The sequence below is a fragment of the Terriglobia bacterium genome (assembly GCA_020072815.1).
In the GTDB taxonomy this organism is placed as follows: Bacteria; Acidobacteriota; Terriglobia; order Terriglobales; family Acidobacteriaceae; genus Angelobacter.
Window position 1 is genome coordinate 20,055 of the sequence record JAIQGE010000003.1, and the last position, 18,663, is coordinate 38,717.

Here is an 18,663-nt window from a genome sequence, read left to right on the forward strand (position 1 = left end):
GAAAACTTCGGCCAAAAGCATCCCATGCCCATAGTTCCACTGCCGCGAAGAGGTGTATCGCTGAGGGAACCGGCGCTGATCGCGCTGGAAACCCTGCGCTCGCATAAACTGCGTTCCTTTCTCACCCTGCTGGGCGTCATCCTTTCCGTTTCCACGCTGATCGTGGTGGTTTCCATGGTGGAGGGAACCAACAAGTACGTAGCGGACAAGATCGCCAACTTCGGCTCCAACGTCTTTCTGGTGATGCGGTTTCCTTTGATTACCAGCACGGAGATGTTTGTGAAGCTGCAGCGCACCAACAAGGACGTGACCTGGGAAGATTACGAGTACGTTCGCGACAACATGACTCTGGCCCAGGAAGTGGGACTGGAAGTGCGCCGCAATGGCAAGGTCAAGTACAAGACGGAGACCATTGAGGACGTCAGCGTACGCGGCGTCACGGCCAACATCGGCGAAATTGACGTGGAGGAGCCGGAGTTCGGCCGCTACATGACGGATGCCGACAACGAACATCGCTCCAGCGTGACGATGATCGGCTTTGACGTGGCGAAGCGTTTTTTTGAAGGCACCGACCCTCTGGGCAAGACGCTTTACATAGACGGCGAAGCTTACGAAGTGGTGGGCGTGGCCAAGGCCCTGGGCTCCACGTTTGGCCAGTCGCAGGACAGCTTTGTTTACATTCCCATCCACACCTGGCGCAAAGTTTACGGCAGCAATGTCAGCATGAACATCAATGTCAAAGCGCTGGCTGCGGACCTGATGCAGCCTGCGGAAGACGAAGCCCGCATGCTGATGCGCGCGCGCCGCCACCTGGGCCCGAAGGAGGCAGACAACTTCGGCATCCTGGAACCGTCTGCGCTCATGGAGCTGTGGACCAACCTGACCGGCACGCTGGCCACCGGTTCCATCGGTGTAGTGTTCGTCTTTCTGGTTATCGGCGGCATTGTGATTATGAATATCATGCTGGCCAGCGTGACCGAACGCACGCGTGAAATTGGCGTGCGCAAGTCGGTGGGCGCCACACGCCGCGACGTGCTCTTGCAGTTCCTGACGGAGGCGGGCGTAATGTGCGCGATCGGCGGCGTGGCTGGGGTGCTGCTGGCCTTCGCCATCTCTTTTGCCATCACTCACCTGACACCCTTCCCCATGCAATTGCCGATCCGCTGGGTCTTTATCGGCGTTTCTGTGGCCACAGGGATCGGTGTGATTTTCGGCGTTTATCCCGCGTACAAAGCGTCCAAGCTTGATCCGATTGAAGCATTGAGGTTTGAGGCATGAAGTATACCCACATGCTCTTTGAAGACATGAAGATGGCGCTGGAAACCGTCCGGACGCACAAGGTGCGCTCTTTTCTCACGGTGCTGGGGGTGGTGATCGGGACCATGGTGGCCATTGTGGTGGCGTCCATGTTGCTGGGCGTACAGAAAAACGTGCAGGATTCGCTGAATGAGTTCGGTGTGGACAATCTTTTTATTTTCAAATTTGATCCCGGCATCCATTTTGGGAGGCTCAGCCCGGAAGAGCGGACGCGGAAACCCATCACCTTCGATGACGGCATGGCCATTCGCGACAATCTGCCGGCGATCAAGGAAGTTGTGGTGGAGGCGCTGCCCCATATTGGCGATGGTCCGCAGCCCATCCGCACCGCGCGCAATAAAGGCCACGAGCTGGTCAACATACTTTTCCGCGGCGTCACCTCAAGTTATGCCGACGTGGTCAACGGCCGCATGAAAGATGGCCGGTTTTTTACCGACATGGAAGATCTCCATCGCGCCGACGTGGTGGTGCTGGGTTTTGACGCGGAGAAGGCGCTCTTCCCCGACGAAAAAGCAGAAGGCCAGCAGTTGCTGGTGGACGGCAATCTCTACAAAGTGATTGGCGTCTTCCAGAAAAAGAAGAATACTCTCAACGCCGCGGGCGACGTGGAAGTGCTCATTCCTTACCGGACGTATAAGAAGCACTATCCCAAGGACGACGAGGGGATCGTCATCGCGATGGCGCGGCCGGGGATGAAGACCATCGCCGAAGACGAGGTGCACAGTCTGCTGCGCATGCGCCGCCGCGTGCCGCCGGGCAAGCCGGACAACTTTGGCGTGAGCAGCGCGGAGGAACTGGGCAACCAGTTCGCGGACATCATGAGCAAGATCCTCCAGTACGTGATCGGCGTGGTCTCCGTGGGACTGCTGGTGGGCGGCGTCGGCGTGATGAACATCATGCTGATGTCGGTCACGGAGCGCACGCGTGAGATCGGCGTGCGCAAAGCCATCGGCGCGCGGCGACGCGACATCAGTTTCCAGTTCATCACGGAGGCCATGACGCTCACCGGCATCGGAGGTATTCTTGGCGTGTTGCTGTCCCTACTGATCAGCTTTCTGATGCAGTTGGCGCATTTTCCCTCATCGGTGCCGATGTGGGCCGTGGTGCTTGCCGTAGGCGTGGCCAGCAGCGTGGGATTGTTTTTTGGGATTTACCCGGCGATGAAGGCCGCGCGTCTGGACCCGGTGATTGCGCTGAGGTACGAATAAAGCAGCCCTTAGCTTTTAGCCATTAGCTCTTAGCCGTTTCTCTTAATCCCGAGCGCAGCGAGGGATCCCTATCATCACGAAATATCTCAGAGAAAAAATCATGGCTGACCGGTGGGCACCGGGCATCCACTTTTTGTCTGTCAACGATCGGGAATTTTGCAGCTTCGCGGTGTCGCAAGCGATAGGGATCTCTCCCCTTCGGCTCCGCTCAGGGGCGAGATTTCAGAGAAAGCTAGCAGTCGGCATCATCACCTTCACCACGAACATACCCATACGGACAATGCCTGCATCCTGAACGGCAACAGTAGCCGCGGCGGAGGAGATACTTTGCGGTGAAGACCCAGTTGCCGTTTTCCATGTAGTAGTCCTCGCCCAGCACCAGCTCTTCGCCTGAGCTCATGAGCGGCCTGCGATGCTCAGCGGGGCAGGGCTTGGATTAGCAGATCCAGGATTTTCCACCAGCACGCCATCCTTAAAGCTGACGCAGCGGCCGGAGATGGCGGGGACGCGCTCACCGGGCACGATGATGCCGGCCAGGTTGAGCGGATCGGCAGCGGAGACGGTGATGACTTCACCGGTGGGTGGCAGGTTCTTGAGGCTGCGCAGGGTCTCCACCGCGATGGGCAGCGCGAACTGTTCGCCGAGGAAGCCGCTGATGAACCGTCCGCCGCGGATTTCGCCGCGGTCTTCCATGCGGCGGAAAGTGATGAGCAGATCACGCCAGCGCGGCAGAATGCTCTCGCGGACGAGCAACTCGCGGAAGACCACACCGTAGCGGTCGAGAAGCATTTTGGCGACGGATTCCAGGGCGCGGGCCGGGTCGTCGTCAGGCAGCGGGTAGAGCAGGGACCAGCGGCCGGTGCTGTGGCGAGGGCGGTTGGTCTTGCCGCTGCCGTGTCCGGCGCGACGCTTGGGATCAATGAGTGAGCGCAGGTTGTCAAAGCCATCGGCGGTGACCAGACCGGCGGCGACCAACTCCCACAGTCCGGTTTCGACCTCAGCTTTCAGGCGCGCCGCGCCGCGGACAATGTCAGCAAAGAACGATGCGCCGCGCGACCGCAGAAATTCCAAAACTTCGCGAGCGGTGGGCGATAGGCCTTTGATCTCCTGTTCGGCTTCCTGGTGGGCGGAACGGACGCTGGGCAGGGCCATCCAGTCAGCGTCGTCGCGGACAAAGAAGGTGATGGGCGCAACGCTGGTGGGGACCACGCGGCGTTTGCCTTCGGTAGAGTCGTCCAGCATCGCGGGATGCGGGGAGAGGCGTCCCCAGCCGACGGCGCCGGTGAGGCAGAGGTTGTCGAGGAATTTTGGGTCGTAGTCGCCCACGCGTCGGGCGAGGACCTGGCGCTCCCAGGCGCTGGCGGGAATTTCAAAGCCCTGAAGCTGGCGCAGGATTTGCAGCGTGCCGCGTTCGTTGCGCAATTGCGAACCCGGAGCAACGTGCTGCCAGCGCAGGAGCCAGCGCATGAAAACCGCGGCGGTGACTGGTTCGATCTGCTTGCGCAGCGTCCCCAGGGTGAGGCGGTGAATGCGGGCCAGTAAACGTCTTTCGCACCATTGTTGTTCGCTGGTGTCGAGTTTTTCAAAATTGCCGCGCAGGATGAGGCCGGAAGCTTCAATTCGCAGCAAGGTGTTTTCAACGTCGTTTGCGGGCAGGCGCAGGAAACTGGCAGCGGCAGAAGCGGTAACGGGACCGAGATGCGACAGCCATCCGGTGAGCATGGTTTTGAGGCAGTCGTCTTTGGAAGGGGCGTCGCCGGGGAGTTCGGGGAGATCAGTTTCAAATTGAGCGTCGGGGTAGATGGTGCGGAAAGCCTTGGCTTTTTCGGCGGAGAGCCAGAACCAGACACCATGGTCATCACCACCAGGCACAGGCAGGAGTGCCTGTGCCACACGAGTGTCGTAGTTCGTCGAGAGTGGATTTACTTCAGCATTGTTCAGCGCAGCCGAGGGCGGCTGCGGTCCACTCTGATCAGAAAACCCCACTGGCGAGGCCGGCTGCGCTCCACTCGTGTTGTGCTGCGGAGATCCATCTGCGCCCAAAGAAGGCACAGGCAAGAGTGCCTGTGCCACACGATCATGGTTGGTCGCTGAGTTCGGATTTACGTCAGCATCATTGAGGGCACGCGAGGGCGGCTGCGGTCCATTCGTCTTTAGGTCAGGAGTTCCAGTTGGACTTAAAGCAGGCACAGGCAAGAGATCCTCCACCCCATCGCACGAAGCGCGCGACGGGGACCCCGGTGCCTGTGCCACACGAGTGTCGTTAGTGGGCAAGGGACGTCCTGCTGCGACATCCTTCTCAATGAGAGACACAGCCGAGGGCGGCTGTGCCACACGGTGTTCGTGGACCCAAGCTCTTGTAGCACGATTCGATTCACGAAGGCGTGCGAAGAAGGGCAGCCAGGTTTCGGCGGAGGGACGGCCGTCTGGGGCGCGGAAGTCTTCGGGTAGAGCGATGAGCGTGTGCAGCGTGTCGGCCAGTTCGTCGGCATCGCGGACGTCAGGCCAGGCGTCGGCACGGACTTCCTCGATGGCCGCAGGATCCAAGCCGCCCACTTCTTTGAGCACGGCTTCGGGCAGTGCGCGACGCAGTTCGACGGCGCGGGCACGGCGTTCTTCGAGAGGCGCGTCGTCCAGGAAGGTGTAGGGGTTGCTGTTGAGGATCTCGTGCGAGAACACCGACGGTACCGGCGTGTCCACCGCAATGCATTTGATCTCGCCGGTGCGGATGCGGCGCAGCACGTTCTTAAGGCCGTTGAGGTCCATGGCTTCCTGGAAAATATCTTTCATGACCTCGCGGATCAGGGGATGGTCGGGGACCTGAATGGGGCCGTCAACATTTTCCTGGCAGGCGGCGGCGTCAGGGAAGACGTTGGCCAGCAGGTCGGCGGAGCGCGTGCGCTGGATCTGGAGCGGAATTTTTTTGCCGTTCCAGTAACGGGTGAGGGCCAGAGCGCGGTTGGCGTCCCAGCGCCAGCGGGTTTCGAGCAGCGGCGAGAGCAGCGCGGCCTGCTGCAGGACTTCTTTCACGGTGTTTTCGTGGAGGAAGTTGAAGACGGATTCCAGGGGGAAGCTGTGCTGCTCCGCCAGGGCGATGTTCACGCCGTTGTCGGTGGCGGCGGCCTGGAGCTCGAAGTTAAACGAGACGCAGAAACGCTTGCGCAGCGAGAGTCCCCAGGCTTTGTTGATGCGCGTGCCAAACGGAGCATGGACGATGAGCTGCATGCCTCCGCCTTCATCAAAGAAGCGCTCAGCGATGATGACATCAGCGGTGGGGACAGCGCCCAGCACGGCGCGTCCGGCGACGATGTATTCAATGGCCTGTTCGGCGCCGGAATCGTCGAGCCCGCATTCGCGCTTGAGCCACTCCACGGCGTTGAGGACTTCCGGCGACTTCTGATTGACAAAACCCGGTACAGTGTTGGGCGTGAGGTCACTGATTTTCTGGCGAAGTTCGCCGACTTGCGCGGACAGCTCTTCCGTGCGGCCCGGAGCCTCGCCCAGCCAGAAAGGAATCGAAGGCGGAGCGCCGTGCGCGTCTTCGACGAGTACGCGTCCGGATTCGATTTTGCGGATGCGCCAACTGGTGTTGCCCAGCAGCACCACGTCGCCTTTCATGCTCTCAATGGCAAAGTCTTCATGCAGGGTGCCGACCATGGCGCCTTCCGGCTCGGCAATCACCGTATAAAGGTTGGTTTCCGGGATGGCGCCGCCGTTCATGATGGCCACCATGCGCGCGCCGCGGCGGGCTTTGAGCTTTTTGTTCACGCGGTCGCGGTAGAGATAGGCGCCGAAGCGTCCGCGCTGCGAAGCGATGCCGTCAGAGAGCATGACCAGCAGGTCGTCATAGTCTTTGCGGGTGAGATGGCGATAGGGATAAGCACGCAGCGCCAGCGCGAAGAGCTCGTCTTCATCCCATTCTTCGGCAGAGCAGGCGGCCACCATCTGCTGGGCCAGGATATCCAGCGGACATTCGGGAATGATCAACCGGTCCAGCTCGCCCTGATGAATGCAGCGGATGAGCGCGGAACATTCAATGAGCTCGTCGCGCGTGGTAGGGAAGAAGCGGCCTTTGGGGACGGCGCCGCGCCAGTGGCCGGCGCGTCCAAAGCGCTGCAGGGCGGCGGCGATGGAGCGCGGCGAGCCGATCTGCAGAGCCAGGTCCACGAAGCCGATATCAATGCCGAGTTCGAGCGACGCCGTGGCCACCAGGACTTTCACTTCGCCATTCTTGAGTTTGTTTTCGGCGTCCAGGCGGAGCTTGCGGGCCAGGCTGCCGTGGTGCGCGGCGACCTGGTCTTCGCCCAGACGCTCCGCCAGATTGAAAGCCACGCGCTCGGCTAGGCGCCGCGTGTTCACAAACAGCAAAGTTGAGCGATGCTCCTGAACGAGCTGGGTGATGCGGTCATAGACTTCGTCCCAGAGATCGTTGCTGGCAACGGGGCCAAGCTCCTGGCCGGGAACTTCAATAGCTAGATCGAGCGTGCGCTTGTGGCCGATGTTGACGACGACTGGCTCCGGCTGGTTGTTGCCGGTGAGATAGTGGGCGACCACTTCAATCGGCTTTTGCGTGGCTGAAAGCCCGATGCGCACGGAGCGCCGGCCGGTCAGGGCGTCCAGCCGCTCCAGAGAAAGCGTCAAGTGGGCGCCGCGTTTGTCGTCGGCCACCGCGTGGATTTCGTCCACAATCACGGTCTTCACGTCCTTCAGGACGTTGCGGCTGCGCTGAGCGGTCAGCAGTATGTAGAGCGATTCGGGCGTGGTAACCAGGATATGGGGCGGGCGCCGCAGCATGGCCTGGCGTTCATGCGTGAGCGTGTCGCCGGTGCGGACGGCGACGCGAATCTGCGGCATGAGCAGGCCCTTTTGTCCGGCCAGCGCGGTGATTTCGGCGAGCGGGCCCTCCAGATTTTTCTGAATGTCGTTGCTCAGGGCCTTGAGCGGGGAAATGTACAGGATTTCCGTGCAGTCCTGGAGGCCGCCGGTGAGAGCCTTGCGGACCAGGGAGTCAATACACGCCAGAAATGCGGCCAGGGTCTTGCCGGAACCGGTGGGCGCGGAGATGAGGGTGGTGCGTCCAGCAAGAATGTGCGGCCAGCCCTGTTCCTGCGGCTCAGTGGGTGTGCCGAACTTGCTGACAAACCACTCCTGTACCACGGGATGGGCCCAGGCAATGGGGGATACAGATGACATCATGCTATTGTACCGGACGTTCGTAAATGTTTCGCTAACGATTTTGACCCATACCGGCGGCTGCGTCCCGCGCTCTCTTCGTCGCGAAGAATTTCGTCCGCGTTTTCCACAGGGCGATCAGGAGTTGCCCCAGCCGCAGTGCAAAAACTGATTACCATGGTACCGATTTGGTACATGGCGAGAAGCCCACCACAAACCTGCGTCCATCTGCTCTCTTAGGATGTACTAATTTCTGGCGCGGATGTACTTGTACCAATTGATTCAGGCTGTTAGTCTCCATGACACAAATTGACACACAAAGCCGCCACGCTTCCGGAAACGTCTAAGGGTCAAAAAAAAATGAACTCAAGGAAAAAAAATGAGCGACCTTTCGAACCGGCTGAACCGGCTGACGCAGGAACTCCGTGCTCTGCGGCTGCAGTTGCAATGGAATACTTTTAGACGCTCCAGTCCGAGTGATCAATCACACACGCTCAACCAGTTGCTGAATGCCGGCATGGTTGAAGACTTGAAAGAACTCACCGAGCAGTTAAGCCATTTTTTCTGGTCGTACATAGATTCCGCGGCACAGAACGCAGGTCCTGAAGTTGATTTCGCGCAGCAGAGCAAGCAGGTGGCGCGAGTCACCGAGTTGCTGCGCACGTTGCGCGAATCGTCATGCCCGTCGCCCAGCCAGCTTGGGTTTGTGGCCCGCGTCACGCTGACGGTTGACCGGCATCTGGAATCGCAAGCCAAAGATCAAAGTCTGCAATTGGAACGCACCGCATAATTTTCTCGTGACTGCTGTCCGTGCCGGCGAGCGCAAGCAAGTCTGGCAGCGGAGCAGCCTTCCCCCGGCGGCGGGAGAACGCGCGTGCGGACTCCCGCCTGCAAATTTCCTGAGAATCTCCATTTCTCTTCCACACTAGCGTTCGTGGGTCAGTCTGGGACTATGTTGTCCTCTTTGGGCTGTCATGCTGAAGGGCATCGAGCCGGAACCATGCGAGGCGAGAACGCATCGGAGTTCCTACCTACGAATCGGCCATTCGTTCTTCGGTTCGACGAGGCGTATGTGAGAACGCTCTGATGCAGCAAGGCGGGGAGAAGATTCTCGCGGTCCTTCGACTACGCGACGCCACGCTGCGCAGCGTCGCTCCGCTCAGGATGACATGTCTTGAGGTAGATCGTGGATACTGACTGTCACACTCATCTCGTCGTGGTACGGGGCCGCGGCGCTGGAGTACAATTTCAGCCCTATGCTAAAGCACATCCGCTGGGCTGACGTTGAAGTTGAAAAACTGAATCCGCTCTTTGACCGCCAGATGATTACCGGCGAGAACCTGATGCTGGCGCGTATCCGCCTGCAGAAGGGAAGCGTGGTGCCGGAGCACAGCCATGTGAACGAGCAGCTCACTTACATTGTGGAGGGCGCGCTGAAGTTTTGGATTGACGGCAAGGAGCTGGTCGTCCGCGCGGGCGAGGTGCTCTGCATTCCATCCAACATGCCGCACAAGGCGGAAGCGCTGGAAGATACCCTGGACCTGGACGTGTTTTATCCTCCACGACAAGATTGGTTGAATAAGACCGACGCCTACCTGCGCGACGCCGAGACCGCGCGGCGGTAAAAGGCGCGAGCGCCGTTTCTCTTCATGGCGACCAACGAACCTTCCGCGCGCACCAGCCTGTGGGACCTGGCTGGCGCATTTCTTAAACTGGGCACGATTGCCTTTGGTGGACCCGCCGCGCACATTGCGCTGATGGAGCAGGAGTTCGTGCGTCGCCGCCAGTGGCTCACCGAGCAGGAATTCCTGGACCGGCTGGCTGCGGCAAACCTCATCCCTGGCCCCAGTTCCACGGAAATGGCCATCTACATCGGCTTCACCCAGCGAGGCTGGCCAGGTTTGATCGTGGCTGGCTGCTGCTTCATTGTTCCGGCGGCGGTGATCGTTTGCATGATCGCGGCGGCTTACGTCCACTATGGCACGTTGCCGCAGGTCGGGGGCGCGCTCTATGGGCTGAAGCCCGTGATGATCGCAATCATCTTGCAGGCATTCTGGAAGCTGGCGCGGTCGGCGGTGAAGACCAGCTTCCTGGCAGTGATCGGCATTGTTTCTACAGTTCTGTGTTTTCTTGGTGTGTATGAGCTGCTGGTGTTGCTATGCGCGGGCGTGCTTGCCGGAGTGCCGGCGGTCGCCGGGAAGCTGCGGGGGAGTTCAGAAACATCCGCGGCGATCTCCGGACCCTTCAGTGCATCCCTATTCAAGATGAAGCCGCTGATCGCCACTGTGTCGTCCAGCGCAGCGCTGGTCGCGGCGCCATTCAGTTTGACGCGTCTGTTCTTCACCTTTCTCAAGATTGGATCGGTGTTGTTCGGCAGCGGCTATGTACTGCTGGCGTTCTTGCGGGCCGACTTTGTCCAGCGGCTGCACTGGCTCACGGAAAAGCAACTGCTCGACGCGGTGGCCGTGGGGCAGATCACTCCGGGACCGGTGTTCACCACCGCCACGTTTATCGGTTACCTGCAAGGCGGCGTGCCGGGAGCAATTGTGGCGACGTTCGCCATATTTCTTCCCGGCTTCTTTCTGGTGGCAGCCAGCGGCCCGATCATTCCTATGATCCGGCGATCCGCAGTTGCCAGCGCGTTTCTGGACGGCGTGGTGGTCGGTTCACTGGCCCTGATGGGCTATGTGACCTGGCTTCTGGGCAAGACTGCTTTGATTGATCCTCTGACCATCGTCCTGGCGATAGCCAGTGCGGCGCTGCTGTTTCGCTTTCGCATCAATCCGGTCTGGCTCATGGCCGCCGCGGCGATTGCCGGAGTCCTCCATGGGGCCTAGTTGATTTTCCTGTAACGCTGTCCCGCCCAAAACACTAATCAACAGAGTGCGGTGACCAAAGGCTGCATCAGCCAGTGGTGTATCCATCAGCTGATAAGCCGTGCAGGCAATGACCTGGGGCGGTAATTGCCTCCTCGGCGGCAGAAAAACGGGCTGGCGCGAAAATTCGCCGGCCTGTTTTTGTTTGAAATAAAGACTGGTGAAGAAACTAGAAGAGGCTGGCGGGGCAAATCGCCAGCCTCCTTTGGTGGAGGAACTGCGTTACGCAGTCAAATCGGGAATTAGCGGTACCCGTATTGTGGGATGACCAGCCGTGGTTCCTGTGCGGGAACGATTCCCCGTCCAGCAACCGCGCGTCTGTCCCATCACGGCGACACGTTTTTTGGGGGAGGGCTGAAAGTCGCCGATCCAAAAATCGCGCCGTAGTCGCTTAATACCGTTCCCCCTGGCCGCGGCAGGAACCTCACTCCTCAAGTGTCAACGATAGCGGGGGTCGCTGACGTGAGGAGGTGTTTGGCCTTTGCCGAAGCGCCCCCAACCACCACACCGGACTTCTCCCGACGGTTCGGCTCAAAGGCTCTCAATAGAAACCTTTCGTGCAGCTGAGAGCGCGCACCAAGCATTTCTCTTGGCGGCTACCGGTCACCCGTCGCAAAAGTCCATAAACGATTGAATCTGAAATGCTTTGCCAGGACGCCTTCCCAACCTGCAGTCCAAAACTTCCCGCAAGCTACGTTAAACACCCTAACTTAACGTCGGATTAGGACTTCATTAAAAATTCCAATCTAAAGGGCAGACTCCACTCATTTGTGATGGCAGCCACGCGCAGATTGGCAATGTTGTTCCACAAAAGGGCACGCAGGTGACGTGCCCTCTCGCGAAGAGTGTTCCTTATTGCACATCGTCCCTATCAAATCTCGTCTACCAAACATGGCACGCGTTGGTCCGGACCATCGGTTGCCCCGCCTTGCAACCAAACGCTTTCTGGAACTCAGGCATATTCTGCACCACGCCGTTCACGCGCCAGCGGCCGGGAGAATGGGGATCAACACGCGCGCCCAGTCGCGACAGTTCGGGCGTGATGTTCTCACACCACACGCGGGCAAAGCCCAGGAAGAAGCGCTGGTCGGCGGTGTAGCCGTCGAGTTTTTTGTTGGGGTCTTGTTTGTTTTCCGCCATCATGTCATGCAAGGCCATGAGCGCGATGCGCGCGCCGCCGTTGTCCGCGGTGTTTTCACCCAGGGTGAGCTTGCCGTTGAGATGAAGATCGTCCACGGCGACAAAGCTGCTGTACTCGTCGGCCACGCAGCCGGCGCGTTTTTCAAACTCCGTGCTGTCGGCTTCCGTCCACCAGTCGCGCAGGTTGCCTTTGGGATCGAACTTGCGGCCTTCGTCGTCAAAGCCATGCGTGAGTTCGTGGCCAATCACCAGTCCGATGCCGCCAAAGTTCACCGGATCATCCATGGTGCGGTCAAAGAACGGAGGCTGCAGGATGCCGGCAGGGAAGACGATCTCATTGCGTTCGCCGCTGTAGTAGGCGTTGACGGTGGAAGGCGTGATGCCCCACTCCAGCTTGTCCACGGGTTTGCCGATTTTCTGGATCTGGCGGTTGGATTCAAACTCCGTGGCGCGCTGCACGTTGGCCAGAAAGTTGTCGCGCGTGACGCTGAGTTTGCTGTAGTCGCGCCACTGGTCAGGATAGCCGATCTTGTTGCGGATGGCGGCCAGCTTGACCAGCGCTTCCTTCTTGGTTGCCGCCGTCATCCACGGCAGCTCCGTGATGTCCTTGTGCAGGGACTTTTCCAGCGCGTCCACTATCTTCAGCATGCGCGCTTTGCCGTCTTTGCCAAAAGTCTCATCCACGTAGGGCTGGCCCAGGGCCTCGCCCAGCGCGCTGTCCGTGGCGTTGATGCAGCGTTTCCAGCGTGGCGAAAGTTCTTTCTGTCCGGTGAACTGCTGCGTGAACTGGAAGTCTTCCTGGACGAAATCATCGGACAGCCACGGCGCCGCGTTGGCCAGCATCTGCCAGCTGAGGTAGGTCTTCCAGGAATCCAGCGGCGTGGAGTCAATGATGGCGTTTACCTGTTTGAAGAAATCCGGGTTGGCGACGTTGAGTTCCTTGAACGCCGGCGCGCCTGCGGCGGCAAAATAGCCGCGCAGATGAAAGTTCGGCGCCGCGGTTTCGATGTCCGCCAGCGTCATTTTGTGGTCAATATTTTTGGGATCGCGGCGCAGCGTGCGGTCCATGGCGGCCTTGGCCAGCTCCGTCTCAATTTTCATGACGGTGTCCGCGCTCCTGGCCGCCTGCTCCGGACTCTGCCCCAGCATGCCGAACATCTTCGCCATGTGCGCCAGGTAGCCTTTGCGGATGGCCACCATGTCCGCGTCATCTTTCAGGTAGTAGTCGCGGTCGGGCAGCGTGATTCCCGCCTGGTCAATGCTGGCGATGATCATTTCAGAGTTGTGCAGGTCCGGACTGGAACCGAAACCAAAAATGGGGTTCGGCCCGACCAGCGTTTCATGCGCGATCAGCTCCATCATCTGCGTCTTATTTTTCAGCGCGGCAATGCGGTCCAGCTCCGGCTGCAGCGGCTTGTAGCCGGCTTTGTTGGCGGCGGCTTCATCCATGCAGGACGCGTAGTAGTCGCCAATCTTCTGCTGCACGGCGGTGCGCTTGGGATCGTTGGCGCTGTTTTTGTCCAGAATCGCGCGTAACACCGCCAGGTTGTACTCAGACACTTCATTGAAGCTGATCCAATCCGGATAATCCGGCGGGATGGGATTGTTCTTTATCCACTTGGAACAGGCGAACTGGTAGAAGTCGGTGCAGGGGTCAAGCGAGGTATCAATGTTGGCGATGTCGAACTTCGGGGCTTTCGGCTGCGACGGCTTAGCTTCGGCTTTTTGGCCGGCGGCTTTGCCCGGCGACGCAGGCGCCTGCGCCAGCGCCGATTGAGACAACAAGCCCGCGGCCGCCAGCAGCAGTGCGCTGCTCAGTTTCAGGAAGTAATTAGACATAGAACTTTTCCTCCAGGATGGCAAACCCAGAATTGTATAAGACGGGCCGGGTTCACGATTGTCATCCTCCTCCCCCAGGAAGTGCCATTCCGAAGCGGAGCGAGGAATCTGCTCTGCTGGAGTTGAGCACTAGACTACGTGTTTCCCTAACGGCAGCGGAGCAGATCCCTCACCGCTCCTGTCTCGCAGCCGCTCGACGTCAGGGTTCGGGATGGCACGTCGGTTTCTCGGTTGGTGTTTGTTGAACGTTGTCTTTGCTCAAACCCGCAACCTTGAAATGCGGAGGAGATAGGCAGTGTCGCCCCTCCGGGGCTCAACCTCTTTTCTAACGCTCACCCACCCTTGCGGCTTCGCGTTCGCTCGCCTGAGGACGCCACCCCAACGCGCGAAGCGCGCGCCGGGGACCCCGGGTGGGCTAGGCTGTTTCGCGCCTTCGGCGCTGGCAAGTAATCGACCCAGTGTTCGTCGTCACCCTACCAACTGTCGGTCTTGCTTTGGAGGTTTTCCGCTGGCATACCCTTCTATCAGCCAAGTACACAACGCGCGCGGGTCGGCTTGGCGGCTAGGGGTTGTCTCAAGCGCCGGAGGCGCGGAATGAGTTAGCCCCGTCCGGAAGGGCGGGGTAAGCGCGCCAAGAAGATGAAAGCCCCGGAAGGGCGACATTCTGTGCTTTGTTTCCTTTGAAAACCGATGCAAAATGTTGGTTACATCATGCACAAAATCAAATTTCTTCTTTTGTTGGCGCTGCTGTTGTTGGCGGCGTTTGCGCAGGCGCAGCTTTCTGATCCGGAGTCGCTCAAGATTTGCGCCGGAGTGAAAGACGTTCGGTTGCCGGCCGAGGACCGGCCGTCGGTCCAGGAAGCCAAGTCGCTGGCAAATTGTTCGTCAGAAAAGCTGTATTACGGCTACGAGAAGGCGCCAGATTACGTGCAGGCGCGCAAATGCGCGTACGCGGAGGTGGACCGCGGGGTGAAAGATGTGCCGTTTGCCGGGCGGACGATCCTGATGATGGTCTATGCCAACGGCAGAGGGGCGGCACAGAACCTGGACGTGGCGCTGAAACTGGCGTGCGAGGTCCCGGGAGCGCCGGGAGACTGGGCGGGACGCATTCATCAACTGGAGCGCATGAGGGCGTCCGGCGGGAAGATCGGCAGCTTTGGCATATGCGACCACAGCAGCGGCAAATATATGTATGAACAATGTGCGATGCTGAGCGACCGGTTCGACAAGATGGACCGGGAGAAACAGATCCAACAGATCGAAGCCAAGTGGAGCGCGGCCGAAAAGAAAGCTTTGGAGACTCTGCGGCAAACGCAAGGGGAGTTCTTTCATCTGCGCGCCACCAAAGAGACGGACCTGACGATTACCTTTGAAGTGCAGGAAATGGCGTTCCTGGAAAACAACTTTATCGAGATGCTGCAAAAGGCGGAGGCCGGCGAGATCCCCAGCTTTTCCCCGGATGACGTGAAGCGAATTGACGCTGACCTGAACGACGCCTACGAGCAAACGCAGACCGGCAAGACTTTATCGTGGGGAACGGTGACCCGTGATGACATTAAGGGAACGCAAGCGGCTTGGGTGAAGTATCGGGATGCGTGGGTGGCGTTCGGGAAGAAGAAGTACCCGAAGGTCAGTGAAGCGATGGTAAAAACGTGGCTGGCGCAGCAGCGAAGAGAGATGCTGGAGAAGTTTTTGCACTGAGATTGCCAAAATCGAGGATTTAACCACAGAGGGCACAGAGGAACACAGAGCGGAAAGGGTTTACCGCGGATTGGCGCGGATGAACGCGGATTGGAAAGGCGATTAGTGTGGGCGACCTTTCGGCTGCATCAGATTCCTATTGACTTCGCTTTAATTTCGCTATATAATAGTTGAGTTTAAGGGCTGGAGGTCGAACTACCAAGCCAGCCCCGAAGACACAAGACAATCGTTTTTTACCGGGCGGCGCAACGCGTTATCAGCGTGTTGCGCCGTTGTGTTTTTTTCAGAGCGGAGAAAGAAGGAAGGCAAAGCCAATGACAAATGCAGCGCAAGAGCAAGGAAGCAATCAGGAAGAATCGGGTCATCGGATGATCGGGACATCGGGTCATCGGGAAGACCAAAACCAGGAACCACAGAGAACACAGAGGAATGCGGAGGAAGAGGCACAGGCAAGAGTGCCTGTGCCACACGATCACTTACGGGTCGTCGAGCCTTCAGAAACCGGTGGTTCTTCAGCGCGTCCGGGGGCGGGCAAGTACCCAGATACAGAGTGGTTGCCTTCGGTCCACAGGGCCGGGCCAGGAGATGCCTGGCAGACGATCGTCACCCATGATTACAAAGTCGTGAAAGTGTCGGACACGGAGGTCCTCAACCTCAAATGGGCAGTGCGCAGGCAAATGGGCCTACCGGAGGAGTGGGCCTCGCGGGAGAAGTGGGTGGACTATCACCGGCGGCAACTGGCGCTGCTGGAGAAAGCCAACGCCGCGCCGCGATGCCAGCACATTTATGCCGACGGAACCCAGTGTCGCGGACCGAAGCTGCGCGAAGGCGAGAAGTGTTACGCGCATGACCGGATGGACGCGGTGCGTCCGGAGCGGCTGCGGTTGCCGGCGCTGGAGGACGCCAACAGCGTGGTGCTGGCGGTGATGGAAATCCAGAGGGCGCTGCTGGATGGACTGATCAGCGAGAAAACCGCCGGGCTGCTGCTGTATAGCGTACAGATCGGCGCATGGGCGGTGCAGCATGTGACGTTTGCGGAGACCGAGCCAAGCGAGATGGTGCGGGCAAGACCAGCACTCAGCAGTCAGCAATCAGCGGTCAGCCAAAACAAAACGAAGACCCACCACGGAGAGCGCAGAGGAACCGCAAAAGACCGTAACCACGGAGGACACAGAGGGGCACGGAGGAAGAAAAGGCCTACCGCAGATCAACGCAGATGAACGCGGATCAAACGCGGTCGAGGGCGGCTGTGGTTCACGCGTTAGCTTTATCGCCGGGGATGAGTGGAGGTAAGTCTTTATTTTTCGGGGATGAAGTAGGAGGGAGAGGGGGATGAAGAAATCGCCGAGATCGCCGACATCCCACCCCAAGCCGCGCAAAGGCGGCGCGGGCTTGGGGGCCCCGGACATCGCGCGTCATCGCCGTGATCGGAAAACCCGAAACAGGAACCACGGAGGGAAAAGAGGACACGGAGAAAGAAACGACTATGCAAGTTTCTGGGTGCAGGTTCTGGCCAAAAGCCAACAGCCAACAGCCAAGTACCAATTGCCAATTGCTATTTGCCAATTGCTCTCTTGTTACAATTAACAATTCTCCACTTGAGGTCATTGAAAACATCCATGCATCGCTGGTCACAAATGTTTGTCCCCACACTGCGTGAAGCGCCGGCCGACGCCGAAGTCGCCAGCCACAAGTTCCTGGTGCGCGCCGGCTACATCCGCCAGCTCGCCGCGGGAATCTACTCCTACCTGTTCCTGGGGCAGCGCACCATCCTGCGAATACAGGACGTGGTGCGCCAGGAGATGAACAAAATCGGCCAGGAGTTCCTGCTGCCCGCGCTGCATCCCCGTGAAATCTGGGAAGCCAGCGGCCGCTGGCAGGTGATGGGCGACAACATGTTCCGCCTCAAAGACCGCAAAGGCGCCGACCTGTGCCTGGGCATGACCCACGAAGAGATCATGACCGATATCGCGCGCAAGGAGCTGCGCAGTTACAAGCAGCTGCCGCAGATCTGGTATCAGATCCAGAACAAGTTTCGCGACGAGCCTCGTCCCAAGTCCGGGCTGATCCGCGTGCGCCAGTTCACCATGAAGGATTCCTACTCCTTTGACATTGACGCCGCCGGCCTGGACGTCTCTTACCAGAAGCACCATGACACCTATCGCGCCATCTTTGACCGCTGCGGGCTGAAGTACGCGGTGGTGGAAGCCCACTCGGGCGCGATGGGCGGATCGCAGTCGCACGAATTCATGGTGATGACCGACGCTGGTGAAGACATGGTGGCCAGTTGTTCCAAGTGCGGCTACGCGGCGAATCTGGAGAAGGCCACGTCACAGCTCCCGCCGGTGCAGGACCTGCCCGACGGCAAGCCGGAAGAAGTCCACACGCCGGGCATGAAGACCATTGAGGAAGTCGCCAAGTTCCTGGGCGTATCGCCCACGCAGAAGATCAAGACCCTGGCGCTGATGCAGGTGGAAGACGATCCCAAGCGTCCAGGGGAGAAGGGAACCAAGACGCGCGCCATTGTCGTTCTGCTGCGTGGCGACCACCAGCTCAATGAAGCCAAGTTGACCGCGGCGCTGGGCGGGAAGGAATTTCGTCCTATGCATGCGGAAGAGATTCAACGGGTGTTCATGGCGCCTGCGGGCTATCTGGGGCCGGTGAACGTCCCGGCCATGAGCAGCGCGCAGATGGGCAGCGAAACGCAGAAGATCCTGCTGGAATCGCTGCCGCTGATGCTGGCCGATACCGCGCTGCAAGGCCGCAAGAACCTGGTCGCCGGGGCCAACAAGGAAAACTACCACCTGAAGAACGTGACTCCGCTGCGCGATTTCTATCCCACCGAGTGGGTTGACCTGCGCAACGCCGAGGCCGGCGAAGGCTGCCCCGCCTGCGGCAACCCGCTTGCCGTGGGCAAGGCCATGGAGATTGGGCACATCTTCAAGCTGGGCTACAAGTATTCCAAGTCCATGGACGCCACCGTGCTGGACAAAGACGGCAAAGCCGTTCCGCCGATCATGGGCAGCTACGGCATCGGCATTGAACGCATTCTCACCGCGGCCATCGAGCAGAATAATGACGCGGACGGATTCTGGCTGCCGCGCTCCATCGCGCCGTTTGAAGTGGTGGTCACGCCGACCAACGTCGCCGAAGCCGGCCTGCTTTCCACGGCGCAGGAAATCGCGGGCAAGCTGGAAGCCGCCGGCTACCACGTGCTGCTGGATGATCGCGACGAGCGTCCCGGCGTGAAATTCAAGGACGCGGACCTAGTGGGAATACCTTATCGCATCAACGTTGGCAAGAAGGTTACGGAAGGGAAAGTTGAGCTGGTTACCCGCTCGACACGCCAGTCCCGCGATGCTAACATCAGCGGCATCGAAGGACAATTTCAGGAGATTTTGCAAACCTGA

Annotated in this window: 10 protein-coding genes and 1 pseudogene; 8 read left to right on the plus strand and 3 right to left on the minus strand. The window is 59.4% G+C overall.

The genetic code is table 11. The features are described 5' to 3' along the window. Positions 1-24: 24 nt before the first annotated feature. Entirely contained in the window at positions 25-1,278 is a 1,254-nt protein-coding gene (locus LAO20_05305) for an ABC transporter permease (protein ID MBZ5530829.1), read from the plus strand. Then, on the plus strand, positions 1,275-2,525 hold the full coding sequence (locus tag LAO20_05310) for an ABC transporter permease (GenBank protein MBZ5530830.1): 1,251 nt from the start codon (positions 1,275-1,277) through the stop codon (positions 2,523-2,525). Before LAO20_05305 ends, LAO20_05310 begins: the two co-directional genes overlap by 4 nt. Positions 2,526-2,757: 232 nt before the next feature. Here the strand turns inward: LAO20_05310 and LAO20_05315 are convergent, their stop codons facing one another. Together LAO20_05315 and LAO20_05320 are read right to left on the minus strand one after the other, a co-directional pair. After that, positions 2,758-2,925, minus strand: coding sequence for a hypothetical protein (locus LAO20_05315; GenBank protein ID MBZ5530831.1), 168 nt, complete (start codon positions 2,923-2,925; stop codon positions 2,758-2,760). 2,042 nt (positions 2,926-4,967) lie between these two features. Next, positions 4,968-7,718: pseudogene (locus LAO20_05320) on the minus strand (DEAD/DEAH box helicase). A 358-nt stretch (positions 7,719-8,076) separates the two neighbouring features. Between LAO20_05320 and LAO20_05325 the strand changes: the two are divergent. The 3 genes from LAO20_05325 to chrA all read left to right on the plus strand — a co-directional run bounded on the left by LAO20_05325 (position 8,077) and on the right by chrA (position 10,534). Next, a complete protein-coding gene (locus tag LAO20_05325) occupies positions 8,077-8,487 on the plus strand; it encodes a hypothetical protein (protein MBZ5530832.1) in 411 nt (136 codons plus the stop codon). A gap of 466 nt (positions 8,488-8,953) precedes the next feature. After that, entirely contained in the window at positions 8,954-9,322 is a 369-nt protein-coding gene (locus LAO20_05330; protein ID MBZ5530833.1) for a cupin domain-containing protein, read from the plus strand. 24 nt (positions 9,323-9,346) lie between these two features. After that, entirely contained in the window at positions 9,347-10,534 is a 1,188-nt protein-coding gene (chrA, locus tag LAO20_05335) for a chromate efflux transporter (GenBank protein ID MBZ5530834.1), read from the plus strand. Between the two features lie 921 nt (positions 10,535-11,455). Here the strand turns inward: chrA and LAO20_05340 are convergent. After that, positions 11,456-13,552 (minus strand): M13 family metallopeptidase, encoded by a 2,097-nt coding sequence (locus LAO20_05340; GenBank protein ID MBZ5530835.1) that lies wholly within the window; start codon positions 13,550-13,552, stop codon positions 11,456-11,458. A gap of 711 nt (positions 13,553-14,263) precedes the next feature. Between LAO20_05340 and LAO20_05345 the strand changes: the two genes are divergently transcribed. The 3 genes from LAO20_05345 to LAO20_05355 all read left to right on the plus strand — a co-directional run bounded on the left by LAO20_05345 (position 14,264) and on the right by LAO20_05355 (position 18,663). Next, positions 14,264-15,253 carry a lysozyme inhibitor LprI family protein gene (locus LAO20_05345; GenBank protein MBZ5530836.1) on the plus strand — a complete coding sequence of 330 codons (990 nt, stop codon included), beginning with the start codon at positions 14,264-14,266 and terminating at the stop codon, positions 15,251-15,253. A 554-nt stretch (positions 15,254-15,807) separates the two neighbouring features. Then, entirely contained in the window at positions 15,808-16,473 is a 666-nt protein-coding gene (locus LAO20_05350; GenBank protein ID MBZ5530837.1) for a hypothetical protein, read from the plus strand. 399 nt (positions 16,474-16,872) lie between these two features. Further along, on the plus strand, positions 16,873-18,663 hold the full coding sequence (locus LAO20_05355; GenBank protein MBZ5530838.1) for a proline--tRNA ligase: 1,791 nt from the start codon (positions 16,873-16,875) through the stop codon (positions 18,661-18,663).